The sequence below is a fragment of the Pseudaquabacterium inlustre genome (genome assembly GCF_038066595.1).
In the GTDB taxonomy this organism is placed as follows: Bacteria; Pseudomonadota; Gammaproteobacteria; order Burkholderiales; family Burkholderiaceae_C; genus Pseudaquabacterium; species Pseudaquabacterium inlustre.
On the sequence record NZ_JBBUTH010000003.1, the window covers coordinates 393141 to 417964 of the forward strand.

At 73.4% G+C, this 24824-nt stretch carries 20 protein-coding genes; 15 read left to right on the forward strand and 5 right to left on the reverse strand.

From position 1 onward, the window contains the following. Nucleotides 1-2 precede the first annotated feature (2 nt). From AACH10_RS07080 to AACH10_RS07115, 8 genes are all read left to right on the forward strand, one after another. Nucleotides 3-1289 carry a sugar ABC transporter substrate-binding protein gene (locus AACH10_RS07080; RefSeq protein ID WP_341409664.1) on the forward strand — a complete coding sequence of 429 codons (1287 nt, stop codon included), beginning with the start codon at nucleotides 3-5 and terminating at the stop codon, nucleotides 1287-1289. Nucleotides 1290-1299: 10 nt separating this feature from the next. After that, on the forward strand, nucleotides 1300-2181 hold the full coding sequence (locus tag AACH10_RS07085) for a carbohydrate ABC transporter permease (protein ID WP_341409665.1): 882 nt from the start codon (nucleotides 1300-1302) through the stop codon (nucleotides 2179-2181). Further along, nucleotides 2178-3002: a carbohydrate ABC transporter permease gene (locus tag AACH10_RS07090; RefSeq protein WP_341409666.1), complete on the forward strand. Its 825-nt coding sequence runs from the start codon at nucleotides 2178-2180 to the stop codon at nucleotides 3000-3002. Before AACH10_RS07085 ends, AACH10_RS07090 begins: the two co-directional genes overlap by 4 nt. Before the next feature lie 5 nt (nucleotides 3003-3007). After that, a complete protein-coding gene (locus AACH10_RS07095; RefSeq protein WP_341409667.1) occupies nucleotides 3008-6100 on the forward strand; it encodes a hypothetical protein in 3093 nt (1030 codons plus the stop codon). Between the two features lie 20 nt (nucleotides 6101-6120). After that, nucleotides 6121-6885 carry a carboxylesterase family protein gene (locus AACH10_RS07100; RefSeq protein ID WP_341409668.1) on the forward strand — a complete coding sequence of 255 codons (765 nt, stop codon included), beginning with the start codon at nucleotides 6121-6123 and terminating at the stop codon, nucleotides 6883-6885. A gap of 57 nt (nucleotides 6886-6942) precedes the next feature. Then, a complete protein-coding gene (locus tag AACH10_RS07105) occupies nucleotides 6943-10437 on the forward strand; it encodes a hypothetical protein (RefSeq protein WP_341409669.1) in 3495 nt (1164 codons plus the stop codon). A gap of 95 nt (nucleotides 10438-10532) precedes the next feature. Next, the gene (locus tag AACH10_RS07110; RefSeq protein ID WP_341409670.1) at nucleotides 10533-10697 is read left to right on the forward strand and encodes a PEP-CTERM sorting domain-containing protein; all 165 of its coding nucleotides are present in this window, start codon (nucleotides 10533-10535) and stop codon (nucleotides 10695-10697) included. A 102-nt stretch (nucleotides 10698-10799) separates the two neighbouring features. After that, nucleotides 10800-11645 carry an ABC transporter substrate-binding protein gene (locus AACH10_RS07115; protein WP_423228577.1) on the forward strand — a complete coding sequence of 282 codons (846 nt, stop codon included), beginning with the start codon at nucleotides 10800-10802 and terminating at the stop codon, nucleotides 11643-11645. 16 nt (nucleotides 11646-11661) lie between these two features. Here AACH10_RS07115 and AACH10_RS07120 read toward each other — a convergent pair whose 3' ends face one another. Together AACH10_RS07120 and AACH10_RS07125 are read right to left on the reverse strand one after the other, a co-directional pair. After that, nucleotides 11662-12456: a hypothetical protein gene (locus AACH10_RS07120; protein ID WP_341409672.1), complete on the reverse strand. Its 795-nt coding sequence runs from the start codon at nucleotides 12454-12456 to the stop codon at nucleotides 11662-11664. 14 nt (nucleotides 12457-12470) lie between these two features. Beyond that, nucleotides 12471-12857 (reverse strand): VOC family protein, encoded by a 387-nt coding sequence (locus AACH10_RS07125; RefSeq protein WP_341409673.1) that lies wholly within the window; start codon nucleotides 12855-12857, stop codon nucleotides 12471-12473. 122 nt (nucleotides 12858-12979) lie between these two features. Between AACH10_RS07125 and AACH10_RS07130 the strand changes: the two genes are divergently transcribed. The 5 genes from AACH10_RS07130 to AACH10_RS07150 all read left to right on the forward strand — a co-directional run bounded on the left by AACH10_RS07130 (nucleotide 12980) and on the right by AACH10_RS07150 (nucleotide 19601). Then, complete coding sequence (locus AACH10_RS07130; RefSeq protein ID WP_341409674.1) at nucleotides 12980-13393, forward strand: PaaI family thioesterase; 414 nt, start codon at nucleotides 12980-12982, stop codon at nucleotides 13391-13393. Nucleotides 13394-13425: 32 nt separating this feature from the next. After that, nucleotides 13426-14481 carry a DMT family transporter gene (locus tag AACH10_RS07135; RefSeq protein WP_341409675.1) on the forward strand — a complete coding sequence of 352 codons (1056 nt, stop codon included), beginning with the start codon at nucleotides 13426-13428 and terminating at the stop codon, nucleotides 14479-14481. A gap of 50 nt (nucleotides 14482-14531) precedes the next feature. Further along, a complete protein-coding gene (gene dbpA / locus AACH10_RS07140; protein ID WP_341409676.1) occupies nucleotides 14532-15971 on the forward strand; it encodes an ATP-dependent RNA helicase DbpA in 1440 nt (479 codons plus the stop codon). Between the two features lie 88 nt (nucleotides 15972-16059). After that, nucleotides 16060-16941, forward strand: a complete 882-nt coding sequence (locus tag AACH10_RS07145; RefSeq protein ID WP_341409677.1) for a DUF4394 domain-containing protein — start codon at nucleotides 16060-16062, stop codon at nucleotides 16939-16941. A gap of 104 nt (nucleotides 16942-17045) precedes the next feature. Continuing rightward, nucleotides 17046-19601 (forward strand): sensor domain-containing diguanylate cyclase, encoded by a 2556-nt coding sequence (locus AACH10_RS07150; protein ID WP_341409678.1) that lies wholly within the window; start codon nucleotides 17046-17048, stop codon nucleotides 19599-19601. 41 nt (nucleotides 19602-19642) lie between these two features. Here the strand turns inward: AACH10_RS07150 and AACH10_RS07155 are convergent, their stop codons facing one another. The 3 genes from AACH10_RS07155 to AACH10_RS07165 are packed head-to-tail and all read right to left on the reverse strand — an operon-like array spanning nucleotide 19643 to nucleotide 23209. After that, a complete protein-coding gene (locus tag AACH10_RS07155; RefSeq protein ID WP_341409679.1) occupies nucleotides 19643-20137 on the reverse strand; it encodes a M48 metallopeptidase family protein in 495 nt (164 codons plus the stop codon). 49 nt (nucleotides 20138-20186) lie between these two features. Further along, nucleotides 20187-22904: an ATP-binding protein gene (locus AACH10_RS07160; RefSeq protein WP_341409680.1), complete on the reverse strand. Its 2718-nt coding sequence runs from the start codon at nucleotides 22902-22904 to the stop codon at nucleotides 20187-20189. Between the two features lie 29 nt (nucleotides 22905-22933). Continuing rightward, a complete protein-coding gene (locus AACH10_RS07165) occupies nucleotides 22934-23209 on the reverse strand; it encodes a heavy-metal-associated domain-containing protein (RefSeq protein ID WP_341409681.1) in 276 nt (91 codons plus the stop codon). 157 nt (nucleotides 23210-23366) lie between these two features. Here AACH10_RS07165 and cueR point away from each other — a divergent pair, with 157 nt between their 5' ends. Continuing rightward, nucleotides 23367-23903: a Cu(I)-responsive transcriptional regulator gene (gene cueR, locus AACH10_RS07170; RefSeq protein WP_423228570.1), complete on the forward strand. Its 537-nt coding sequence runs from the start codon at nucleotides 23367-23369 to the stop codon at nucleotides 23901-23903. Continuing rightward, entirely contained in the window at nucleotides 23900-24823 is a 924-nt protein-coding gene (locus AACH10_RS07175; protein WP_341409682.1) for a PaaI family thioesterase, read from the forward strand. The genes cueR and AACH10_RS07175 overlap by 4 nt, the downstream gene beginning before the upstream one ends. Nucleotide 24824: the final 1 nt, after the last annotated feature.

A 24824-nucleotide genomic window follows, 5' to 3' on the forward strand; every position in this document is an offset into this window, starting at 1 on the left:
CGATGGCGCTGGCGCGACGGTCATGGCTGGGGGCGGCGGCCACGCTGGGCGTGGCGGCCAGCGGCTGCGCGCGCACGGCCGATGCCCACACCGTGCGCTTCTGGGCCATGGGCCGCGAGGGCGAGGTGGCCGCCGAGCTGCTGGCCGGCTTTCGTGCCCAGCACCCCGAGATCACCGTGCGCATCGAGCAGCTGCCCTGGAGCGCCGCGCACGAGAAGCTGCTGACTGCCTTTGCCGGCGATGCCACGCCCGACGTGGCGCAGCTGGGCAACAGCTGGCTGCCCGAGTTCGTGGCGCTGGGTGCGCTGGCGCCGCTGGATGCGCTGGTGGCGGCCTCGCCCGATGTGCCGCCGGCCGATCACTTCCCCGGCATCTGGGCCACCAACCAGGTCAACGGCACGCTGTACGGCGTGCCCTGGTACGTGGACACGCGGCTGCTGTTCTACCGCCGCGACCTGCTGGCCCAGGCGGGCTTCCACTTGCCGCCCACCACCTGGGCCGAATGGCTGCGCATGCTGCAGGCCATCCGCCAAACCGGTGAGCGGGGTGGGGCGCCGCGCTACGGCGTGCTGCTGCCGCTGAACGAGTACGACCCGCTGGTGGCGCTGGCGCTGCAGGGCGAGGCACCGCTGCTGCGCGATGGCGGGCGCTACGGCAACTTCCGCGGTGAATCCTTCCAGCGCGCCTGGCGCTTCGTGCTGCAGCTGTATGCGCAGCGGCTGGCGCCGCCGGCCAGCAGCAACGAGATCGCCAACCTGTGGCAGGAGTTCGCGCGCGGCTACTTCGGCTTCTACATCAGCGGACCGTGGCAGATCGGCGAGTTCCGCCGCCGTTTGCCGGCCGAGCTGCAGGGCGCCTGGGCCACCGCGCCGCTGCCGGGGCCGGACGGCCCTGGCGCGTCCATCGCCGGTGGCTCGAGCCTGGCGCTGTTCGCGCGCTCGCGCGCCAAGCCGGCGGCCTGGGCCCTGGTGCGCTACCTGGCGCAGCCGGCGGTGCAGCAACGCTTTCATGCACTCACCGGCAACCTGCCACCGCGCCGCTCGGCCTGGGCGGCGCCGGCGCTGGCCGCCGATGCACCCACGCAAGCCTTCCGCGCCCAGCTGGAACGCGTGAAGCCGCTGCCGCAAGTGCCCGAGTGGGAACGCATCGCCACCGAGCTGCGCCTGATGCTGGAGCGCGTGGTGCACGGCGACGTGGCGCCTGAGGCCGCGCCGGCCCTGCTGGACGAGCGCGCCGACCGGCTGCTGGAAAAGCGCCGCTGGATGCTGGCGCGGGGTGCCGCGGCATGAGGGCCGTCGCATGAAGGCGAAACAGGCCGGCTGGTTGTTCGTCGCACCCGCGCTGCTGGCCATCGCGGTGTTCTTCGTCGTGCCGGTGGCCGCCGCGCTGGCGATGAGCGTCACCGATTTCGACATCTACGCGCTGGCCGACCTGCGCAACCTGCGCTTCGTGGGCCTGGACAACTACGCCCGCCTGCTGGCCACGCCGCTGTTCTGGCAGGCGCTGGGCAACACGATGTTCTTCGTGCTGGTGGGCGTGCCCGTGTCCATCGGCGTGTCACTCGGCGCGGCGCTGCTGCTGAACTCGCCGCTGGCGCGGTTCAAGGGCTTCTACCGCACGGCGCTGTTCGCGCCAGTGGTCACCACGCTGGTGGCGGTGGCCGTGGTGTGGCGCTACCTGCTGCACACGCGCTACGGCCTGATCAACCATGCGCTGGGCGCCATCGGCGTGTCGCCCGTGGACTGGCTGGGTGATCCGCGCTGGGCCATGCCGGCCATCGTGCTGCTGAGCGTGTGGAAGAACTTCGGCTACAACATGATCATCCTGCTGGCCGGCCTGCAGGCGATCCCGAAAGACCTGTACGAGGCCGCGTCGCTCGAAGGCGCCAACACCTGGCAGCAGCTGCGCCACATCACGCTGCCGGCGCTGGCCCCGGTGCTGCTGATGGTCAGCATCCTGACCATGGCCGGGCACTTCCAGCTCTTCGCCGAGCCCTATGTGATGACGCAAGGCGGGCCGGCGCAGCGCACGGTCACGGTGCTGTACTTCATGTACGAGGAAGGCTTCAAGTGGTGGAGCCTGGGCTCGGCCTCGGCCGTGGCCTTCGTGCTCTTTGTGTTCATGTTCGTGTTCACGCTGCTGCAGCTGCGCGTGGCGCGGCGCAGCGAGGGGGCGGCATGAGCCGTCGGGCGCTCAAGACGCTGGCGGTGAACCTGGCGCTGGCCGCCCTGGCCACGCTGACGCTGATCCCGCTGGCCTGGATGGTCTCGGCCTCGCTGATGGCGCCGGGCGAGGCCAGCAGCTTTCCGCCGCCGCTGCTGCCCAAGGACGCCTCGCTGGCCAACTACCGCGCGCTGTTCGAGACCGCCGGCATCGGCCGCCAGCTGCTCAACAGCCTGTGGGTGAGCCTGGGCGCCACGGCGCTGTCGCTGGCCTTCAACCTGACGGCCGGCTATGCCTTCGCCAAGCTGCGCTTCACCGGGCGTGATGCGGTGTTCCGCAGCCTGCTGGGCGCGCTGGTGATCCCGGCCCAGGTGACGATGATGCCGCTGTTCCTGATGCTCAAGCAGATGGGCCTGGTCAACACCGTGGCCGGTGCGCTGGTGCCCTGGCTGGCCAGCGTGTTCGGCATCTTCCTGGTGCGGCAGTACGCGCTGGGCCTGCCGAACGAGCTGCTGGAGGCGGCGCGCATGGACGGCGCCGGCGAGTTCACGATCTTCCGCCGCGTGGTGCTGCCGCTGCTCAAGCCCGTGATCGCCGCGCTGGCGGTGCTGACCTTCCTGGGCGCATGGAACGACTTCATGTGGCCGCTGATCGTGCTGACCGACCGCGACCTGCAGACCCTGCCGGTGGCGCTGGCCGGCCTGTCGCGCGAGCATGTGCAGGACACCGAGCTGATGATGGCCGGCGCCGTGGTCACGGTGCTGCCGGTGCTGGTGCTGTTTTTGGTGCTGCAGCGCCAGTACCTGCAGGGCCTGCTGATGGGCAGCGTGAAGGGATGAGGGCCGTGCTGCGTTCCTTGGCCGCACTGTGGCTGGCGACTGCGGCACTGGCGCACGCCGCATCGCCGGCTGCGCCAGTCCCCGGCCTGCTGGACGACCTGCGCGATGCCGCGCCCTGGCAGGCCAGCGCGTCGGACCAGGTGCAGGCGCGGCTGGAGCGCGACGCGCGCGACGGCAGCCTGTGCCTGCACTACGACTTCGCCGGTGTGTCGGGCTATGCGGTGATGCGCCGCACGCTGCCGCTGGACTGGCCGGCCGACTTCACGTTCACCGCGCGGCTGAAGGGCGAGGGCGCGGCCAACGATGTGCAGCTGAAATGGGTGGACGCCAGCGGCGACAACGTCTGGTGGGTCAACAAGACCGCGCAGGTGCTACCCGGCGAGTTGAGCGACTGGCGCTTCCACCGCCGCCATGTCGATTTCGCCTGGGGTCCGCAGACCGACCGCACCCTGCGCCGCACCCAGGCCATCGAGCTGGTGGTGGCGGCCGGGCGCGCGGGCGCCGGCGGCCACGGCCGGCTGTGCCTGGCGCAACTGGCGCTGCAGCCGCGCGAGCCCGATCCGGCCACCTGGCCCGAGCCGATCCGCCAGGCCACGCCCACGGCGCTGACGCTGGACTTTGGCCGTGTGCGCGAGTTCAACGGCCTGGCCCTGCGCTGGCCGACTGACGGGCCGCACCCGGCAGTGCAATTGCAAGCCAGCGACGACGGCCGGCACTGGCGCCGGCTGCGCCGCGTGGCGGCCGGGCGCGAGGCGCTGAGCGCCGTGTTCCTGCCCGAGTCCGAGGCGCGCTGGCTGCGCGTGCAGCGTGCCGCGCCGGGCCCGCTGCCAGCGCTGGCCCTGCGCAGCGCCGCCCAGTGGCCCACGCGCGATGCCATGCTGGCCGAGCAGGCCGCCGCGCTGCCGGCCGGCGACCTGCCGCGCGCCTACCGCGGCCAGCAGAGCTACTGGACCCTGGTGGGCGTGGACGGCGGCGGCGCGCGCTCGGGCCTGCTCAGCGAGGACGGCGCGCTGGAGCTCGGCCGCGCCGGCCCCAGCCTGGAGCCCGTGCTGCTGCCCTCGAACGGCCAGCGCATCACCTGGGCCATCGCCAGCGCCCGCCACAGCCTGCGCGAAGGCCATCTGCCAATGCCCCGCGTGCACTGGACGGCGCCCGGCTTGGCGCTGGACATCGAGGCCGCTGCCGATGGCCCGGCCGATGCGCCGGTGCTACTGGCCCGCTACACCGTGCGCAACACCGGCACCGTGTCGCAAAGCGTGCGCCTGCTGCTGGCGGCGCGACCCTGGCAGGTGAACCCGCCGCAGCAGTTCCTGTCCACCCCCGGCGGCGCGGTGCCGGTGCGGCGCCTGCGCTGGCAGCAGGGCGCGCTGGCCATCGACCAGCGTCCGCCGCTGCGGCCCTGGCCGGCGCCGGGGCGGGTCAGCGCGCTGGCCGCCGACGCCGGCCTGGACCTGGATGCGCTGCAGGCCGCCCCGCCGCTGACCACGTTGCATGATCCGCAGGCCGGCGCCTCGGCGCTGATGCAGTGGCCGATGACGCTGGCGCCGGGCGAGGCGCGCAGCGTGTTCGTCGAAGCGCCGTTGGCGGCGCGCGGCAACGGCACCGCGCCTGCCTCGATGCAAGACGTCGACACACGCTTCGACGCCATTGCCACCCACTGGCGCAGCCGCCTGAACCGCGTGCAGTTCACCGTGCCGCCCGAGGCCCGGCCGCTGGTGGACACGCTGCGCACCTCGCTGGCCCACATGCTGCTGTCGCGTGACGGGCCGGCGCTGCAGCCCGGCACGCGCAGCTATGCGCGCAGCTGGGTGCGCGACGGCGCGATGATGGTCGCGGGCCTGGTGCGCCTGGGCGAGCTCGACGCGGCGCGGGCCTTCGTCGACTGGTACGCCGGCCACCTCTTCGACTCGGGCAAGGTGCCGTGCTGCGTGGATGCTCGCGGCGCCGATCCGGTGGTCGAGAACGACAGCCACGGCCAGTACCTGTTCATGCTGGCCGAGTTGTGGCGCCACAGCGGTGATGCGGCCTTGCTGCAGCGCCACTGGCCGCGCGTGCAGCGCGTGATGGCGCACCTGGAATCGCTGCGCCAGCAGACCCGCAGCGAGGCCTTCCGCGCGCCGGACAAGGTCCATCTCTTCGGCCTGCTGCCACCGTCGATCAGCCACGAGGGCTACTCGGACAAGCCGGCCTATGCCTACTGGGACGACTTCTGGGCGCTGCGCGGCGTCAAGGACGCGGTGGCGATCGCCCAGGCGCTGGGCCAGGCCAGCGAGGCGGCACGCTGGGCCGCGGCACGCGACGAGTTCCAGCGCGAGCTGATGCAGTCGGTGGCGGCCACGGCGCGGCACCACGGCATCGTGTGGATCGCCGGCGCGGCCGACCGCGGCGATTTCGACCCCACCTCCACCACCGTGGCGCTCAGCCCGGCCCAGGCGCCGCTGCCGCCGGGCCTGCTGGCCGGCACCTTCAACCGCTACTGGCAGGAGGCGCTGGGCCGCGCCGGTGGCAGCCGGCCGTGGAAGGACTACACGCCTTATGAGCTGCGCAACGTGGGCGCCTTCGTGCGCCTGTGGCAGCCCGAGCGGGCGCATGCGCTGCTGCGCTTCTTCTTCGGCCACCAGCGGCCCGCCGGCTGGAACCAGTGGGCCGAGGTGGTGCTGCCCGATGCGCGCGAGCCGCGCTTCCTGGGCGACATGCCGCATGCCTGGGTGTCGTCGGACTACATCCGCTCGGCGCTGGACCTGTTCGCGTTCGAGCGCGAGGAGGGCGGTGGTGTCGTCTCGCTGGTCATCGCCGCCGGCCTGCAGCCAGCCTGGCGCCGCGCCGGGCCGGTGGGCGTGCAGGGCCTGGGCACGCCCTGGGGGCCGCTGGACTGGCAGCTGCAGCCGGTGGCCGGCGGCTGGCAGCTGCAACTGCCGCGCGCCTTGTCACCCACTGCCGGCACCTCACCCCGCCTGGTGCTGGCCTGGCCGGGCGACGGGCCGCTGCCGCAGGCCCGCCACCAGGGCCAAGTGCTTCCCTGGGACGACAACCGGCGCGAACTGCCGCTGCCACCACCGCCCGCCGTGATCGAGCTGATCGCTCCCGCCCAGCCCTGAAGAGAGAAAGAAGGCCCGCCATGCAACGCCGCCACCTGATGCTGTCGCCGCTGGCCCTGCCGGGGCTGTTCAGCAGCGCCTGTGCCGTGATCGACGCGCCGCCCGTGCCCAGCCCCACCGCAGGCACGCAGCGCGCCGTGGCGCTGGATGTGCCGGGCCTGGCCGAGCCGGTGCGCTGCTGGCTGTACGAGCCGGTGGGCTACTCGGCGGGCGGCCGGCCGTGGCCGCTGGTGGTCTTTCTGCATGGTTCGGGCGAGCGCGGGCGCGAACTGGAGCGCGTGGCCGTACACGGCCCGCCCAAGCACGCGCGGGCTGGCCGCCACTACCCCTTCTTGCTGTGCTCGCCGCAGCTGGATGACAACCGCCGCTGGCAGCCGGCCGAGCTGCATGCGCTGCTGGGCGTGCTGCGCCAGCGCTGGCACATCGACCCGCAGCGCGTGCTGGGCACGGGCCTGAGCCTGGGCGGCGCCGGCGTGTGGGACTGGGCCACCAGCTACCCCGATGATCTGGCCGCCATCGCCCCGGTGTGCGGCTTTGCCGACGCGCAGGGCGCCTGTCTGGCCCGCCCGGTGCCGGTACGCGCCTACCACGGCGATGCCGACACCGTGGTGCCGGTGGCCGCCCAGCAGCGCGCCATCGACACGCTGCGCGCCTGCGGCGGCCAGGCCGAGCTGATCGTCTACCCCGGCGTGGGCCACGACAGCTGGAACCCGGCCTACGACGACCCCGCCCTGGTGCCCTGGCTGATGGCGCAGCGTGCGCCGTCGCCGCGGTCCCGGCCCTGAGCGGCCTGAGCCTGCGCCATCCTGTCCGCTTCCACCGCACCCCGTCCGCCTGCTGCCATGTCCGCCACCGCCTCTGCCACTTCCCCTGCGCCGCTCCGCACCCTGCACGGCGGCGGTGGCCTGGCCATCACGCTGGGGCCGCACGGCGCGCCGCAGCGCATCGATGCGCTGGGTGTCACGGTCAACCTGTTCATGGGCCAGGCGCTCGAAGCCGGCCCGGTCAACCTGTGGCTGCGGCTCACCGAGGGCGGGGCGACCGCATCGCAGGCCGTGCCGCTGCTGGGGCCGGGGGCGCCCTTGCGCCTGCAGCCGGCGGCCGATGCCGCGCAGGCCGACTGGTGCGGCCGCTGGCAGGGGCTGGCGCTGCGGCTGCGCCTGCTGTGCAGCCAGGGCGACGCGGCGGCCGCGGCCGGCTGGTACTGGCACCTGTCGGTGCGCAACGACGGCCCGGCCGCCCGCACGCTGGACCTGATCCATGTGCAGGACCTGGGCCTGGCGGCTTACGCCGGCATCCGCCTGAACGAGCACTACGTCAGCCACTACCTGGATCTGGCCCCGCTGCCGCACCCGCGTTGCGGCACCGTGCTGGCGGCGCGGCAGAACCTGGCCGTGGCCGGGCGCCACCCCTGGGCGGTGGTGGGCTCGCTGCGGCAGGGCGTGTCCTTCGCCACCGATATGCGGCAGCTGGCCGGCGCGGCCCGGCGGGCCGGCCAGTTGCCCCAGGGTGTGCAGCGCGGCCTGCCGGGCCAGCGGCTGCAGCACGAGCATGCCCTGGCCGCCGTGCAGGATGCGCCGCTGACGCTGGCGCCCGGGGCCCACGCCACGCTGGGCTTCTTCGTGCGCGTGCTGGCCGACCACCCGGCGGCCACCGCCAGGCCGGACCTCGCCGCGGTGGATGCCGCGCTGGCACAAGCCGAGGCGCAGCCCACCGGCTGGGCTGCGGATGCGCTGCCCGCGGCGGGCCCGGAAGGCGTCGACGGCGCGGCCGCCGGCACGCCGGAATCGCTGTTCAGCGCCGCGCCGCTGCTGGCCACGCTGCCGCTGGACGATGCCGAGCTGGCCCGGCTGTTCGGCCCGCGCCGCCGCCAGGCCGAGCGCGCCGGCACGGCGCCCGATGCACCGCTGCTGAGCTTCTTCACCGGCCCCGCCGACGACCCCTGCCATGTGGTGCTGCAGGCCAAGGAGGCCGCGCTGCTGCGCCCGCACGGGCACCTGCTGCGCAGCGGCCGCCACGCCGTGCCCGACGAGGCCGCGCTGACCAGCACGGCGTGGATGGGCGGCGTGTTCCATTCGATGGTCACGCAGGGCCATGTCAGCATCAACCGCTTCCTGTCGGCGCAGCGCGGCTTCTGGGGCCAGTTCCGTGGGGCCGGGCAGCGTGTGTTCGTGCGGCCCGCCGGCGGTGGCGCCATCGACTGGCAGCTGCTGGCCACGCCGTCGGCCTTCGCCATCGAGGCCGAGCGCTGCCGCTGGCTGTACCGCCATGCGCAGGGCCTGCTGGAGGTGACGGCCGGCGTGCGCCATCCCGGCAGCACCGCCCCCGACGGCGTCGAAGGCCATGCGCTGACGCTGCAGCTGCGTGTGCTGCAGGGCGAGCCGCTGGAATGGCTGGTCAGCCACCACATCGCCCTGGCCGGCGACGACGGCGCCGCCGCGCCGGCCATCGGCTGGCAGCGCGTGGCGGAGCCCTTGGGGGATGCTGTGGCGGTGCCGGTGCCGGCGGGCAGCGAGCTGCATGCGCGCTTCCCGCGGGGCCGCTTCGTCATCGCTGCGGGGCCTGGCACGCGCCTGGCCGAGGTGGCGGGTGACGCATTGCTGCATGCGGATGGCCAGAGCCGCGGCGCGCCCTTCGTCTGCCTGCGCCTGGCCGCCTGCACCGACGCGCTGCTGGCCCTGCGCGGCGAACTGCTGCCGCCGGCCGAGGTGCCGGCGCTGAACCTGGCGCTGCCGCAGCTGCACGCGGCAGGCGAGGGCGCCGCAGCCCAGGCGCTGGCGCAGCTGGCCGAGATCCTGCCCTGGTACCGGCACAACGCGCTGGTGCACTACCTGTCGCCGCGCGGGCTGGAGCAGTTCTCGGGCGGTGGCTGGGGCACGCGCGATGTCTGCCAGGGCCCGCTGGAGATGCTGCTGGCACTCGGCGAGGCGGCGCCGGTGCGCGACCTGCTGCTGCGCGTGTTCGCGGCCCAGGACGCCGGCGGCGACTGGCCGCAGTGGTTCATGTTCTTCGAGCGCGAGCGCGACATCCGCGCCGGCGACGCGCACGGCGACATCGTGTTCTGGCCGCTGCTGGGCCTGGCGCGCTACCTGCTGGCCAGCGGCGATGCCGGCCTGCTCGATGCGTTGGTGGCCTACTACTCAAAAGACGCGTCTACGGCCGAGGTCGACACGGTGTGGGGCCATGTGCAGCGCGCGCTGGCCGTGATCGCCGGCCGCCGCATCGCCGGCACAGCGCTGGCCGCCTACGGCCATGGCGACTGGAACGATTCGCTGCAGCCGGCCGATCCGGCGCTGCGCGAGCACCTGTGCAGCGCCTGGACCGTCACGCTGCACCACCAGACCCTGACCACGCTGGCGCGGGCGCTGCATGCGCTGGGCCGCGGTGCCGAGGCGGCGGGCTTCGAGGCCGAGGCGGCCCGCATCCGCGCCGACTTCCAGCGTCTGCTGGTCATCGACGGCGTGGTGGCCGGCTATGTGCTGTTCACGCCGGGCCAGGCGCCGCAGCCCATGCTGCACCCGGCCGACACGCTGACCGGCGTGCGCGCCAGCCTGCTGCCGATGATGCACGCCATGCTGGAGGACCTGCTCGATCCGGCGCAGGCCCGCGCCCACCTGGCGCGGGTGGAGGCCGAGCTCAGCGGCCCCGACGGCGCGCGCCTGTTCGACCGGCCGCTGCCCTACCGCGGCGGGCCTGAACAGCTGTTCCAGCGCGCCGAGAGCAGTGCCTTCTTCGGCCGCGAGATCGGCGTGATGTACACCCATGCCCACCTGCGCTGGGCCGAGGCCCTGGCCCACCTGGGCGAGGCGCGGCGCTTCTTCGCGGCGCTGGGGCTGGCGCATCCGGTGGGCCTGCCCGAGCGCCTGCCGCAGGCCACGCGGCGCCAGGCCAACTGCTACTTCTCCAGTTCCGACGCCGCCTTTGCCGACCGCTACGAGGCCGGGCGCGACTACGAGCGCATCGCCCGCGGCGAGGTGGCGCTGGACGGCGGCTGGCGCATCTATTCCAGCGGACCGGGCATCGCCATCGGCCTGGTGGTGGGCCGGCTGCTGGGCATCCGCCGCGAGGCCCGCACGCTGGTGCTCGACCCGGTGCTGCCGCCCGAACTCGACGGCCTGGTGGTGCGCCTGCCGCTGCTGGACGGCGTCGAGGTCGAGATCACCTACCGCGTCGGGCCGCAGGGCCACGGCCCGCAGGCACTGACGCTGGACGGTCAGGCCCTGCTGTTCACGCGGGGCCACAACCCGTACCGCACCGGCGCTGCCGAAGTGGCCGTGGACGGCCTGCGCGCCGCGCTGGCGGCCGGCGCGCGCCAACTGGCCATCCACCTGGGGTGAGCCGGCCGGCACCATGGCGCCGGCCTGTCAACGTGGGGCTCGGCGGACGCTGTCATTGCACGTATGCTGTCCGCTCAACTTCACCGGAGAGGACCATGACCCTTGCAATGCGCCTGACCGCACTGACCGCCGCCCTGTCGTCGACCAGCGCCTTCGCCATCCTCCCGGGTGGCACGGTGCCCGAGCCGGGCTCGCTGCCGCTGGTGGTGCTGGCAGGCGTGGCCGCCGTCGTGGTGGCACGCTTCATCAAGCGCAAGTGAAGCGCGCTGCTATGCAGGCCTGAACATATCGCCGACGACACCCGATCTGGCCAGAATCCGCCCCGGCCGGCGGTGGCGCCGGATGTTCAGGAATGCATGATGGTGTCAAGGCTGGGTGTGGCGCGTCGGGGCGTGGCCTGGGGGCTCGCATGGGCCTTGATCGGTGGCGGGTTTGGCCTGGTGCCGGCGGCCCAGGCGCAGCAGCGCCACATCGTGATGGCCTCGACCACCTCCACCGAGCAGAGCGGCCTGTTCGGCCACCTGCTGCCGGCCTTCAAGGCGGCCACCGGCATCGATGTGCGCGTGGTCGCGCTGGGCACCGGCCAGGCGCTGGACATGGCGCGCCGTGGCGATGCCGACGTGGTCTTCGTGCACGACCAGGCCGCCGAGGAGAAGTTCGTCGCCGACGGCTTCGGCCTGAAGCGCCAGGCGGTGATGTACAACGACTTCATCGTCGTCGGCCCCAAGGCCGACCCCGCCGCGGTGAAGGGCGGTGACGTGCTGGGTGCGCTGAAGAAGCTGGCGGGCAGCCCGGCCGGCTTCATCTCGCGTGGCGACAAGAGCGGCACGCACGCGGCCGAACTGCGCTACTGGAAGGCGGCCGGCATCGACCTGGCAGCCACCAAGCCCGCCGGCTACAAGGAATGCGGCTGCGGCATGGGGCCGGCGCTGAACATGGCCGCCTCGCTGAATGCCCATGTGCTGGCCGACCGCGGCACCTGGCTCAGCTTCAAGAACCGTGGTGAGCTGGCGGTGCTGGTGGAGGGCGACACGCGCCTGTTCAACCAGTACGGCGTGATCGTGGTGAATCCCGCCCGGCACCCGCATGTGAAGCAGGCGCTGGCGCAGCAGTTCGCCGACTGGGTGGTGTCGCCCGCCGGCCAGGCCAGCATCGCGGCCTACAAGATCGGCGGCGAGCAGCTGTTCTTTCCGAACGCCGGCAAGTGAGCGCGCCGGGCGCCGCTCAACGCCCGGGTGGGCCCAGCAGCGCGCGCGCGGCGTCGATGCGCAAGGCCATGGGCTGCTGCGCGTCGTGCATCACGACCAGCAGGAACTGGCGCGCCTGATCGGCGGCGGCGAGGGCCGGAGCCCCGCTGCTGGGTGAACGCACCGCCCCGGCGTGGCCGGATGCGGCCGGCGCCGGCACGCTCTGCGCCGCATCACCAGGCATGGGCACCGGCCCCGCCAGGCTGGCCGCCAGCGTCGCGCAAGCGCGCTCGAACACCTCGGCCGATGCCGGCTGCAGCCGGGCCAGCAGTTCGGCCTGGCCTTCCGGCGGCGGGGCCAGGTCCAGCCAGGGCGTCTCGCTGAACATCGGCGCCAGATCGGGCGCGACGAAGGCCGACCATTGCTCGGGCTGCACCTGGCCGCCCGGCACCGTCAGCGGTGGCGCGCTGGCGTCCGGGCCCGGCCGCAGGGTCAGGCGGCTGTCCGGCACATCGGCCAGGTGGCGCCGGCGCAGCCCGTCGACGAAGGCCCGGGCCTGGTCGGCCGGCACCGGCCGGGCCAGGGCTAGCCACAGCTGCATGCCGGCCTGGCCGTCGATCACGATGGCCGGGGCCGGCAGGCCCAGACCGTCCTGCACTGCCTGCCACAGGGGCTGCAGCCGCGACCAGTCGGCCGGCCGGGACAGGCCCAGCACCAGCAGGCGCTGGCCAGCAGCCGGGTCTGGGTCCGGCGTCGGCGTGGCCCCCGGCGCCGGCCCGTCGGGCAGGGCCAGGCCGTACAGGCGTTGCAGCTCGGCGTGCAGGCGGCTCATGGCGCGCTGGGCGGTCAGCTGCCGCGGGGCATGCGGTACAGCGCGCACAGCTTGTGGCCGTCCAGGTCGCGCAGGTAGGCCAGGTACAGCTTGCCGCCGGCGCCCTCGCGCACGCCCGGCGGGTCTTCACACGGGGTGCCGCCGGCGGCCAGGCCGGCCGCATGCCAGGCATCCACCTGCTCGGCCGACTGGCAGGCGAAGCCGATGGTGCTGCCATTGGCCACGGTGGCCGGCTCGCCGTTGATCGGCTGGGTCACCGAGAACACGCCGGTGGGCGTGCGCCAGAACACGCGGTGGCGGTCGCGGCCGCCCGGCGCCACGCCCAGCGGCGCCAGCAGCGCGTCGTAGAACGCCTGGGCCTGTTCCAGCTGGTTGGTGCCGATCATGATGTGCGAGAACATGCGGGTCTCCTGGGGCGTTGCGCCGGGTTGGGGGATGACGGCGCGCATTGTGCGGTCAGCCCGCGGTCGTCTGCATCGCCTGGGTGACGCGCCCGGCAGGCCCCGCGCCCCGACAATGCCGCATGGACGACGATCTCGAATCCCGCATCCGCTCCGGCCAGGCGCTCATGGAGTCGATGGGCCACTTCCACGTCACCGGCTGGGACCCCGCGCGCCGGGCGGTGCAGGCCGCCTTCACCGTGCGGCGCGAGTACTGCCACACCAACGGCAGCATCGCCCAGGGCGGCTTCATCACCGCCTGGCTGGACGCGGCCATGGCCCATGCCGTGATGCACGACACCGAGCAGAAGCAGACCGTGTTCAGCCTGGAGATCAAGGTCAGCTTCTACGAGAAGGTGGGCCCTGGCCCCGGCACGGTGGAAGGCCGCGTGATCCGCCGCGGCAAGCGCGTGGCCTTCATGCAGGCGGCGCTGTACAACGCCGACGGCAAGCTGGCGGCCGAGGCCACCTCGACCGGCGTGCTGGCCGATCTGTAGCCACACCCCCACCACCCGGCCAGCACCGCGCCATGCCGCCAACCGCTGCCCACCGGCCCGCCCGCCGCGGCGCGGTGCTGGCCCTGCTGGCGGCCGGGCTGTTCGGCATCAGCACACCGCTGATGCAGCGCGCCGGGGCCGGGCTGGGGCCGTGGCAGACCGCGGCGCTGCTGTACGCCGGCGCCGCGATGGTGGGCTGGCTGACGCGGCAACCGGCCGCGCGCGAGGCGCGGCTCACCCGGACCGACCTGCCACGCCTGGCGGCCATGGCCGCCTGCGGCGCCGGCCTGGGCCCGGTGGCGCTGGCCTGGGGGCTGCAGCACACCTCGGGCACCTCGGCCTCGCTGCTGCTCACGCTGGAGGCGGTGTTCACCGCCGGGCTGGCCCGCTGGCTGTACGGCGAGGCCCTGGACCGCCGCGTGATGTCGGCGCTGGCCTTGCTGACGCTGGGCGGCGCCGCGCTGGTGGTCGACCAGGGGCGTGCCGGCGGTTCCGGCCTGGCGGGCCTGCTGGCGGTGCTGCTGGCCACGCTGGCCTGGGCGGTGGACAACACGCTGTCGCGCGGCCTGGCCGAGCGCGACCCCGGCCAGGTGGTGCTGGGCAAGGCCGTGCTGGGGGTGCTGGCCACCGGTCTGGCGGCCTGGCTGGCCGGTGAGCCGGCGCCGGCGGCCGGCGCGACCCTGGCGCTGCTGGCCATCGGCGCGGGTGGCTATGGCCTCAGCCTGCGCCTGTACCTGCTGGCACAGCGGGTGTTCGGTGCCGCGCGCACGGGTTCGGTGTTCGCCTTCGCGCCCTTCATCGGCGCGGCGCTGGCCGTGGCCCTGGGCGAGCGGGCACCCGGCCCCTGGCTGCTGCTGGGGGCGCTGCTGATGGTGGCCGGGCTGTGGCTGCACCTGGCCGAGACCCACAGCCATGCCCACACCCACGAGGCGCTGACCCACGAGCACGCCCACACCCACGACGACGGCCACCACGACCACACGCACGATCCGATGCCGCGCGGGCCGCACAGCCACCGCCACCACCACGCGCCGCTGACTCACAGCCATCCGCACGTGCCCGACGCGCACCACGTGCACACGCACTGAGCGCCGGGCCCCGCCGGCGGGCAGCCGGTGCCAGCCGCGACAATCGGGGCATGACCGAATCCACTGCCGGCGCTGGCGCCACCCCCCTGGCCACCGGCCCCGCCTTCTCCAGCCTGCCGCTGCCCGGCCCGGTGCTGGACAACCTGCACCGCCTGGGCTTTGCGCAGATGACGCCGATCCAGGCCGCCAGCCTGCCGCTGGCGCTGGCCGGCCAGGACCTCATCGCCCAGGCCCGCACCGGCAGCGGCAAGACCGTGGCCTTCGGCCTGCCGCTGCTGGCGCGGCTGGATGCGCGCCAGTTCGCCGTGCAGGCCCTGGTGCTGTGCCCCACGCGCGAGCTGGCCGAGCAGGTCAGCCAGGAGATGCGCCGGCTGGCCCGCGCCGAGGACAACGTGAAGGTGCTGACGCTGTGCGGTGGCTCGCCCATCGCGCCGCAGCTGGCCAGCCTGGCGCATGGTGCGCATGTGGTGGTGGGCACGCCGGGCCGCGTGCTGGACCACCTGGGCCGTGCGGCGCTGGACCTGCGCGGCCTGACCACCCTGGTGCTGGACGAGGCCGACCGCATGCTGGACATGGGCTTCGCCGACGACATCGCCGCCATCGCCAAGGCGTGCCCGGCGGTCGGCCAGCGCCAGACGCTGCTGTTCTCTGCCACCTACCCGGACGACGTGGCCCAGCTGGCCGCGCGCTACCTGCGCCAGCCGCGCGAGGTGCGGGTGGACGAGCCGCAGGCCGCGCCGCAGATCGACGAGCGCTTCATCGAGGTGAGCGACAGCCAGCGCCTGCATGCCGTGGGCCTGCTGCTGCAGGCCTACCGCCCCGAGAGCACGCTGGCCTTCTGCAACACCAAGCAGCAGTGCCGCGATCTGGTGGCGGTGCTGCAGGGGCAGGGCATTGCCGCGCTGGAACTGCACGGCGACCTGGACCAGCGCGACCGCGACCAGGTGCTGGTGCAGTTCAGCCACCGCAGCGCCAGCGTGCTGGTGGCCACCGACGTGGCCGCGCGCGGCCTGGACATCGCCAAGCTGGCGGCCGTGGTCAACGTGGACATCACGCCCGAGGCCGAGGTGCATGTGCACCGCATCGGCCGCACCGGCCGCGCTGGTGAGTCGGGCCTGGCCTTCAGCCTGGCCAGCCTGGACGAGATGGGCCGGGTGGGCCGCATCGAGCAGCTGCAGGGCCGCGAAAGCCGCTGGCTGCCGCTGGCCGAGCTGGAGGCGGCCGCCGCGGCGCAGGCCGGTGCCGGCCCGCTGCGCCCGCCGATGGTGACGCTGCAGATCCTGGGCGGCCGCAAGGAGAAGATCCGCCGTGGCGATGTGCTGGGTGCGCTGACCAAGGACATCGGCCTGCCCGGCACCGCCATCGGCCGCATCGACCTGAACGACTTCGCCACCTACGTGGCGGTGCAGCGCGAGGTGGCCGACCAGGCGCTGCGCGGGCTGAACGCCGGCAAGGTGAAGGGCCGATCGGTGAAGGCACGCCGGCTGTGAGCCGCCGCGCCGCTCAGCGGCCGCGCTCAAGGCCGGCGCGCTGCCGGCCGATATGCGGGGATCCAGCAGCTTCCCGGTCCGCTTCGCCATGCCCGAGTCATCCACACGCCGCCATCTGCTGTCCGTCCTGACCGCTGCCAGCGCCGCCGCGCTGGCCGCCTGCGCCGGCGTGCCCGGCGCGCCGCGCGAGGCGCCCGAGCCGCCGCCCGTGCCGCGCAAGGAAACGGTGCTGGCCGTCACCGACGCGGGCGAGCTGATCCGCTTCAATGCCGGCACGCCGCAGCGCATCGACAGCCGCGTGCCGCTGCGTGGCCTGCCGGCCGGGCAGACCCTGGTGGGCATGGACTTCCGCGTCGCCCGCGGCGTGCTGTACGGCCTGACCAGCGGTGGCGTGCTGGTCACCATCGACACCGCCAGCGGCCAGCTCAAGCCGGTGGGCACGGCCGCCGTGGCGCTGCAGGGCCAGCGCTTCGGGGTCGACTTCAACCCGGCGGCCGACCGCGTGCGCGTGGTCAGCGACAGCGGCCAGAACCTGCGCCTGCACCCCGACACCGGTGCGCTGGCCGCCACCGACCCGCCGCTGGCCTGGGCGCCCGGCGATGTGGGCGCGGCACAGCCGCCGCGCGTGGCCGCCGCGGGCTACACCTACAACCTGCGCGACGACAAGCGCACCACCAACTACGCGCTGGACCTGGCCACCGGCGCGCTGCTGACCCAGGGCTCGCACGAGGACGCGGTGCCGCCGGTGTCTCCCAACACCGGCCTGCTGCGCACCGTGGGCATGCTGGGCACCGGCGCGCTGGACGACGCCGCGATGGACATCAGCGACACCGACAACACCGCGCTGGCCGCGCTGCGCCGCCACGGCCGCACCCGCCTGTACCGGCTGGACCTGGCCACCGGCCACGCCGCGCTGCTGGGCACGGTGGGCGACGGCCGCGCGCTGTGGGGCATGGCGATCCAGCCCTGAGAGCCATCCTGGCCGGCCCAGGTGCCGGGGCGTCCACCGCCAATTTCCGTTATGGTGGGTGATCTGACGCCCAGGTCGCCTCGCAGTCGGCGCACCGTTCGCCCATGAAGACCGTCGAGCTTCCCGAGCATGTCGAGGCCGAGCGCCTGGCCGCACTGCGCGGCATGCGGGTGCTGGACAGCGCATCCGAGCCGCTGTTCGAGCACCTGGCACGCATGGCGTCCGATGTGTGCGGCACGCCGATCGCGCTGCTGTCGCTGGTCGACGAGGACCGGCAATGGTTCAAGGCCAACGTGGGCCTGGACGGCGTGACCGAAACCCCTCGGCATGTGGCGTTCTGCGCCCACGCCATCGCCGGCGACGCACTGTTCGAGGTGCCGGATGCCGCGCAGGACGAGCGCTTCCACGACAACCCGCTGGTGGTCGGCGAGCCGGGCATCCGCTTCTATGCCGGTGCGCCGCTGGTGGTGGAGGGGGGCGCCCGCATCGGCACGCTGTGCGTCATCGACCACCAGGCACGGCAGCTGGATGCGCGGCAGGCGCAGGCGCTGCAGCAGCTGGCCCGCGCGGCCACCGAGGCGCTGGCAATGCGGCGCGACCTGATCACGCGCACGCTGCAGGCGCGTGAGGCGCATGTCCAGGCGCTGGCCGAGAGCGAGTCGCGCTACCGCCGCATGGTCGAGCAGCAGCATGACTTCATCTCGCTGGCGCGGCCCAACGGCCGGCTGATCTACGCCAACGGCGCCTACCGGCAGCTGCTGGCCCGCGCGCCGGAGTCGATGGAGGGCGTGAGCATCTACTCGATGATCGCCATCGCCGACCGGCCGCTGGTGGAAGCGCGCTTCGCGCGCGTGCTCGACGGCGACGGGCCGATCGAGGCGGTCAACCGCAACGTCGCCGCCGACGGCCAGGTGCGCTGGATCTCGTGGACCAACAGCCTGCAGCACGACGAGCACGGTGCGCCGATGGTGCAGTCGGTCGGACGCGACATCACCGATCGCCGCCGCGCCGAGGCGGCACTGCACGACAGCCGCAAGCTGCTGGAACGCACGGGCCGTGTGGCCGGCGTGGGCGGCTGGCAGTACGACCTGCGCGCCGGCACCGTCGAATGGACCGCGCAGACCCGGCTGATCCACGAGGTGGACCCCGAGTTCGTGCCCACGCTGTCGGCCGCGCTGGCCTTTTATGCGCCCGCGTCGCGCGCGGCGGTGCAGCAGGCCGTCAACCTGGCCATCGTCACCGGCGTGGGCTGGGACATCGAGGCGCAGATCGTCACCGCCAAGGGCCGGCCGCTGTGGGTGCGCGCGGTGGGCGAGGCCGAGTTCGAGGACGGCCAGGCCGTGCGCCTGGTGGGGGCCTTCCAGGACATCACCGAGCGCAAGCGCATGCAGGCGCGCCTGACCGAGACCACGGCCCAGCTCAACGACCTGTACGACCAGGCGCCCTGCGGCTACTACTCGCTGGACGCGCAGGGCCGCTTCATCCAGGCCAATGCGCTGACCCTGGCCTGGCTGGGCCTGCCGGCCGACGCCGTGCTGGGCATCCTGGGGCCGCTGGACTTCTTCAGCGAGGGCAGCCGCAACCTGTTCCGGCTGATGTTCCCGACCTTCAAGGCCGAGGGCTCGATGGGCCCGATCGAGTTCGAGCTGCAGGGGCGCGACGGCACGACGCGCTGGGTCAGCGTGACCGCCAGCGCGATCTACGACGCGCAGGGCCACTTTCTGCGCAGCCGCTCGGTGATGTACGACGTGACCGAGGTGCACCAGGCCCGTGCCGAACTGCACCGGCTGGCTGCCGAGCAGAACGCCATGCTCAACAACGAGGTGGTCGGCATCGTCAAGTTGCGCGGCGAGCAGGCCATCTGGCAGAACGGCGCGCTGGGCGCGATGTTCGGCTACGGCCGCGACGAACTGCATGGCCAGTCCGCGGCGGTGCTGTTTGCCGATGCGGCCGAGGCGCAGGCCGCCATCGACGAGGCCCGCCGCGCGCTGCGCAGCAGCGGCCGGCATCGCGCCCAGTGGCACCTGCGCCGCAAGGACGGCAGCATGATCTGGGTCGACGCCAGCGGCTCGCGCCTGTCCCGCGAAGCGGGCGAGTCGATGTGGGTGCTGGCGGACATCACCCAGCTCAAGGACTACCAGACCCAGGTCGAGCACATCGCCTTCCACGACGCGCTGACCAGTCTGCCGAACCGCCTGCTGCTGGCCGACCGGTTGCAGCAGGCGGTCGCGACCGCCGAGCGGTCGGGCCGCCAGGTGGTGGTGGCCTACCTCGACCTGGACGGCTTCAAGGCGGTCAACGACGAACACGGCCACGAGGCCGGCGACCGCCTGCTGAAGAAGGTGGCGCGGCGCCTGGCCTCGTGCGTGCGGGCCAGCGACACCGTGGCCCGCCTGGGCGGCGACGAGTTCGTGCTGCTGATCGCGCCGGTGGACACCGAGGGCGACTGGATGCCGGTGCTGCACCGGGTGATCGACGCCGTGCGCCGGCCGGTGATGCTGCCGGGGCGCGGCGAGGTCAGCGTGTCGGCCAGCGTCGGCGTGGCGCTGTATCCGCAGCACGGCGTGCAGGCGGGGCCGCTGCTGGCCTGCGCCGATGCGGCGCTGTACCAGTCCAAGCGCGGCGGCAAGAACCGGATCAGCGTGTTCAGCCCGGGCTGACCCGTCCTGATTTCCCCTGGCGTCGCGGGGCCCTGGGGGCGTCAGCCGCCGCCGATGTCCCGCGCCGTGAGCCACAGCCTCAGGTCGAACTCCAGCTGGTGGTAGTCGGGCTCCATGTGGCAGCACAGCGCGTAGAACGCCTTGTCGTGCGCACGCTCCTTCAGGTGCGCCAGCTCGTGCACCACGATCATGCGCATGAAGTCGGCCGGCGCGTCCTTGAACAGCGTGGCGATGCGGATCTCGCGCTTGGCCTTCAGCTGCCCGCCCTGCACGCGCGAGATGGCGGTGTGCGTGCCCAGCGCGTTGTTCAGGATGTGCAGCTTGGGGTCGAACACCACCTTGGACAGCGGCGGTGCGCTGCGCATGTGGCGCGCCTTCATCTCGCACACGTAGTCGTACAGCGCGCGCTCGTTGCGGATGGCCGCCGGCTCGGGGTGGCGCTGGGCCACCACCTCGGCCAGCCGGCCGGCGTCGATCAGGCCCTGCACCTGGGCCAGCAGGGCGGGCGGGTAGCCGTGCAGGTACTTCAGCGTCATCGCGCGATTGTCGATGCAAGGCCTTCCGGGCGCAGGAGGGCAGCCGGCGTCACAGGCCCGGCGATGGGTCCGGCTCAGGCACCACGCGCAGCAGCACCTCCACCAGCTGGGCCGGCACCAGGGGCTTGTGCAGCACCGCGTCGAAGCCTGTGCGCAGGCACTCGGCGCGCTGCTCCTCGCCGGCATCGGCCGTGATGGCCACGATGGGGGTGTGCGCGTGGGCCGGCAGCGCACGGATGCGCTGCGTGGCCTCGGCACCGCCGAGGGTGGGCATGTGCAGGTCCATCAGGATGACGGCGTAGGGCCGGGCGGCGGCGCAGGCCACGGCCTCGCCACCGTCGCCGGCGGCCTCGTGCGCCAGGCCCATGTCGTCCAGCAGGTCGGCCATGAAGCTGCGGCTGAGCAGGTCGTCCTCCACCACCAGCACCGGTCGCCCGGCCAGGCGGGCGCGCAGGGCGGCTTCGCTGCGCCGGGCGGCCTGCAGGTCGGGCGGGTCGGCGGCCGGCAGGCCGGTGCCGGTGGGGGGCAGGCCCAGGCGCACCTGCAGGCAGAAGCAGCTGCCGGCACCGGGCTGGCTGCTCACGGTCACGCTGCCGCCCATCAGCTCGGCCAGCCGCTGGGTGATCACCAGGCCCAGGCCGGTGCCGCCGTAGCGCCGCGTCACCGACGAATCGGCCTGGCCGAAGGGGCGGAAGATCTGCGCCATCTGCGCGTCGCTCATGCCGATGCCGGTGTCCTGCACTTCGAACTCCAGCTCGCAGCCCTCGCGGTCCAGGCGTCGCAGCATCGCGCGCAGCGTCACCACGCCGGCGTCGGTGAACTTGATGCCGTTGGACAGCAGGTTGATCAGCGCCTGGGCCAGGCGTGCGCTGTCGCCCACCAGCTCGGCCGGCAGTGCCGTCAGGTCGATGGCCAGGCGCAGGCCCTTGGCCGCGGCCAGCGGCACCACCACCGCGCTGACCAGGGCTTCCAGCTCGGCGGCCAGGAAGTGCCGTTCCTCCAGCACCAGGCCGCCGGCCTCGATCTTGGACAGGTCCAGCACGTCGTTGATCACCTGCAGCAGGTGGCGCCCGGCGCCTTCCAGCTGGTCCAGGCGCTGCTGCTGCACCGGCGTGACGCCCGAGCTGCGCACCAGGTAGGCCATGCCCAGGATGCCGTTGAGCGGGGTGCGGATCTCGTGGCTCATGTTGGCCAGGAAGGCGCTCTTGGTGCGGTTGGCGGCTTCGGCCGCGTCCAGGGCCTGGGCCAGGTCGCGGGTGCGCAGCGCCACCGTCTGCTCGAGGTCCTGCTTCTGGGCCTGCAGCGAGCGTTGCGCCGCCTTCAGCGCCGACACGTCGGCCAGGATGCTGACGAACAGCTGCCGGCCGTCGGCCCGCACGCAATTGGCCGAGAACAGCGCGTCGACGGTGCGGCCGTCGGCGCGGCGCAGCTGGGCCTCCACCGCGGTGATGCGACCGTCCTGCTTCAGCGCGTCGAGCGTGCGCGTGCGCAGGCCGGGGTCGGTCCACAGCTGCAGCTCGTCGCCGGTGCGGCCGACGATCTGGCTGCGCTCATAGCCCAGCAGCTGCAGCCAGGCGCTGTTGATGTCGATGAAGCGGCCGTCGGGCAGGCTGTTGATGGCCATGCCCACCAGGCCGGTCTCGAACACCGAGGCGAACTTGGAGTTCGATTCGCGCAGCGCGGCCACGGCCCGCTCGCGCTCGGTGACCTCTTCCACGCACAGGATGAGACCACCCACCGTGCCATCGGGCCCGCGCCAGGGGGATGCGGTCCAGTCGAACAGGCGCGGCGGCTCACCCGCGAAGTGCAGGGCGTCGGAGTGGCCCGACACCGTCTCGCCATCCAGCACGCGGCGCTGGGCGCTGATGCAGCCGGGCGGCAGCAGCACGCGGCGATGCTCGCCCACGCGGTGGCCGGCCAGCGGCATGTCGGTGGCGGCCATGCGCTGCTGCCAGTGGCCGCTGGCCACGATGTAGCGCAGCTCGCGGTCGAGCATCGCGATGGCCATCGGCGCCTGGGCGATCAGGGTCTGCAGCTGCTGCTCGCTGTCGCGCAGGCGCTGCACCAGATCGCGCTGGGCCCCTTCGCTGCGGCGCAGGCTGCCGACCACGCGGGTGGCCACCACGAAGGTCAGCGCGAACATCAGCGTCAGGTGGTAGGCCGGCGCCACCGCCAGCAGCACGGCCTCCTGCGTCTGGCGCACGGCCATGTAGTCCTGGCCCGACTGCGGATGGTCAGGAAAGCTCAGCAGCCGCAGCAGGTGCGCGGTGCTGGCCACCAGCACGATCAGGCCCACACTGCGCCAGGCCCAGCGGTTGGCATCGGCCGTGGCCTGGCGGCCGAAGGCGGTGGCCATGCCGTACAACCCCAGCAGCAGGAAGGACAGCGACACGCCGCGGATGCGTGCGCTGAGGCTGGGCTCGACATAGGTGAACACCAGGCAGATCAGCGCGGCAGCGCCGGCGGCCAGCCATTCCACCGCCGGCAATGGCGGCAGGTCCAGCGCTTCGCGCATGCCGCGCAGCGTGCGGGCGGTGCCCAGCACGCCCAGGCCGTTGGCCAGCACGATGGACAGCGCATCGGGCACCACGCCGCGCAGCGACACCAGGCAGAAGCCCAGCGCGCTGATGGCCGAACCCGTCTGCCAGGCGCTCACGCCCTTGAGCTCGGGATTCAGCCGCCGGATCAGCAGCATGTTCAGCGCCAGCAGCAGGCTGGACAGCATCGCCATCAGGAACAGCAGGCGCACATCCGACATCGAGGACATGCCCCATTCTGGGGCCGTTCCGGCCGGATTCAGGTATGGCAAGCCCTGCTACCGCCGCAGCAGCCGCCGGGGCGGGGGCTGGCGGGTGCGGCGGCTGCGGGCGCCGCCTGCTCGGTGGGCGTGTAGCCGGCCTCGGTGATGGCCTCGGCCATCGCCGCCGCGCTGGCGCGGCCGTGCTGCACGGTGAGGCGGTGGTTCGGCAGGTCGAAGGCCAGTTCGGCCCCGGCGTCCAGCGCCTGCACCGCGCGGGTGATGGCGCCCACGCAATGGCCGCAGCTCATATCGGGGATCTGGAAGGTGGTCATGGTCGGTCTCCGGTGGTCCATGGCGTCACTGTCGACCTTCCCCCTGGGGCAAGGTCAAGGCGGACATCGCGCCGGTCTGACCCAGCGCAAGCCTTGCCATCCCTGGCTTGACCTTGACATCATGGGAAGCTTGAAACTGCCGCCCCAGGAGCCCCGCATGTTGAACATCGGCCAGGCGGCCGCCGCCACCGGCGTGTCGGCCAAGATGATCCGCCACTACGAAAGCGTGAACCTGCTGCCGGCGGCGCAGCGTACCGATGCGGGCTACCGCCAGTACGGGCCGGCCGATGTGCAGACGCTGCGCTTCATCCGCCATGCCCGCGACCTGGGCTTCTCGATCGCCGAGATCGCGCGCTTGGTGGGCCTGTGGCACGACCGCAGCCGCTCCAGCCGCGAGGTCAAGGCGCTGGCCGAGGCGCACATCGCGGCGCTGGACGAGAAGCTGCGCGAGCTGGGCGCGATGAAGGCGGCGCTGGAGCACCTGGTGCATGGCTGCCATGGCGACGAGCGGCCCGACTGCCCGATCATCGAGTCGTTGGCGCAGGCGGGGCCAGTGGTCGCACCGTCCGACGGGCGCGGCCTTGTCTGTGGTGCCTGCGAAGCGACCCCGGCGGACACCACGGACGGCGCCAAGGCCGCTGGCACCCGCGCGACGCCGGCACGCCGGACCCGGCGGCTACCATCCAGCGCATGACCTCGCTGCTCGACGACCTGAACCGCAAGTACGTGGGCCGTGCGCCGCACATGGCCGCGATCGGCCTGGAGGTCACGGCCGTGGGCCCGGCGCGCGGCACCATGCGCCTGCCCGACCGGCCCGAATGGCTGGGCGATGCGGTGCGCAACGTGCTGCACCCCGGCCCGCTGACGGTGCTGGCCGATTCGGCCTGCGGCCTGGCGGTGGGCGCGGCGATGCGCGAGCGCGCGCCCTATGCCACGCTGGACCTGCGCATGGACTACCTGCGCCCGGCCGCGCCCGGCCATGCGCTGTGGTGCGAGGCGCATTGCCACCGCATCACGGCCAGCGTGGGCTTCGTGCGCGGCGAGGTCTGGCACACCGACCGCGAGGCGCCGCTGGCCACGGTGCAGGCCACCTTCATGCTGTCCACACCCGCCGGCTCGCGCCGCGCGCACGAGCCGATGGTATCCAGCGCGCCGGCCGGTGGCGCGGTGGCCGAGGCGCCGGCCTGGCAGGCGCCGGCCGACGCCAGCGCGGTGCAACTGGGCCAGCCGATTCCGTATGTGGACTACCTCGGCATCCGCGAATCCCTGGCCGGCGACGAGCGCCTGTACCGCCTGCCCTTCGACGAGAAGCTGGTGGGCAACCCGCGCCTGCCGGCCCTGCATGGCGGCGTGATCGCCGGCTTTGCCGAGACCGCGGCCACGCTGCAGGTCATCCACACGGTGGGCGGCGCCAAGCAGCCCAAGTCGATCGACTTCTCGATCGACTACCTGCGCGCCGGCCGGCCCGAGGAAACCTTCGCCCGCTGCGAGATCGTGCGCCTGGGTGCCCGCGTGGCCCTGGTGCAGGTGCGCTGCTGGCAGAAAAGCCCCGACGTGCCGATCGCGGTGTGCCGCGCGCACTTCCTGCTGAGCGAGCCCGGCGCGGCGGGGTGAA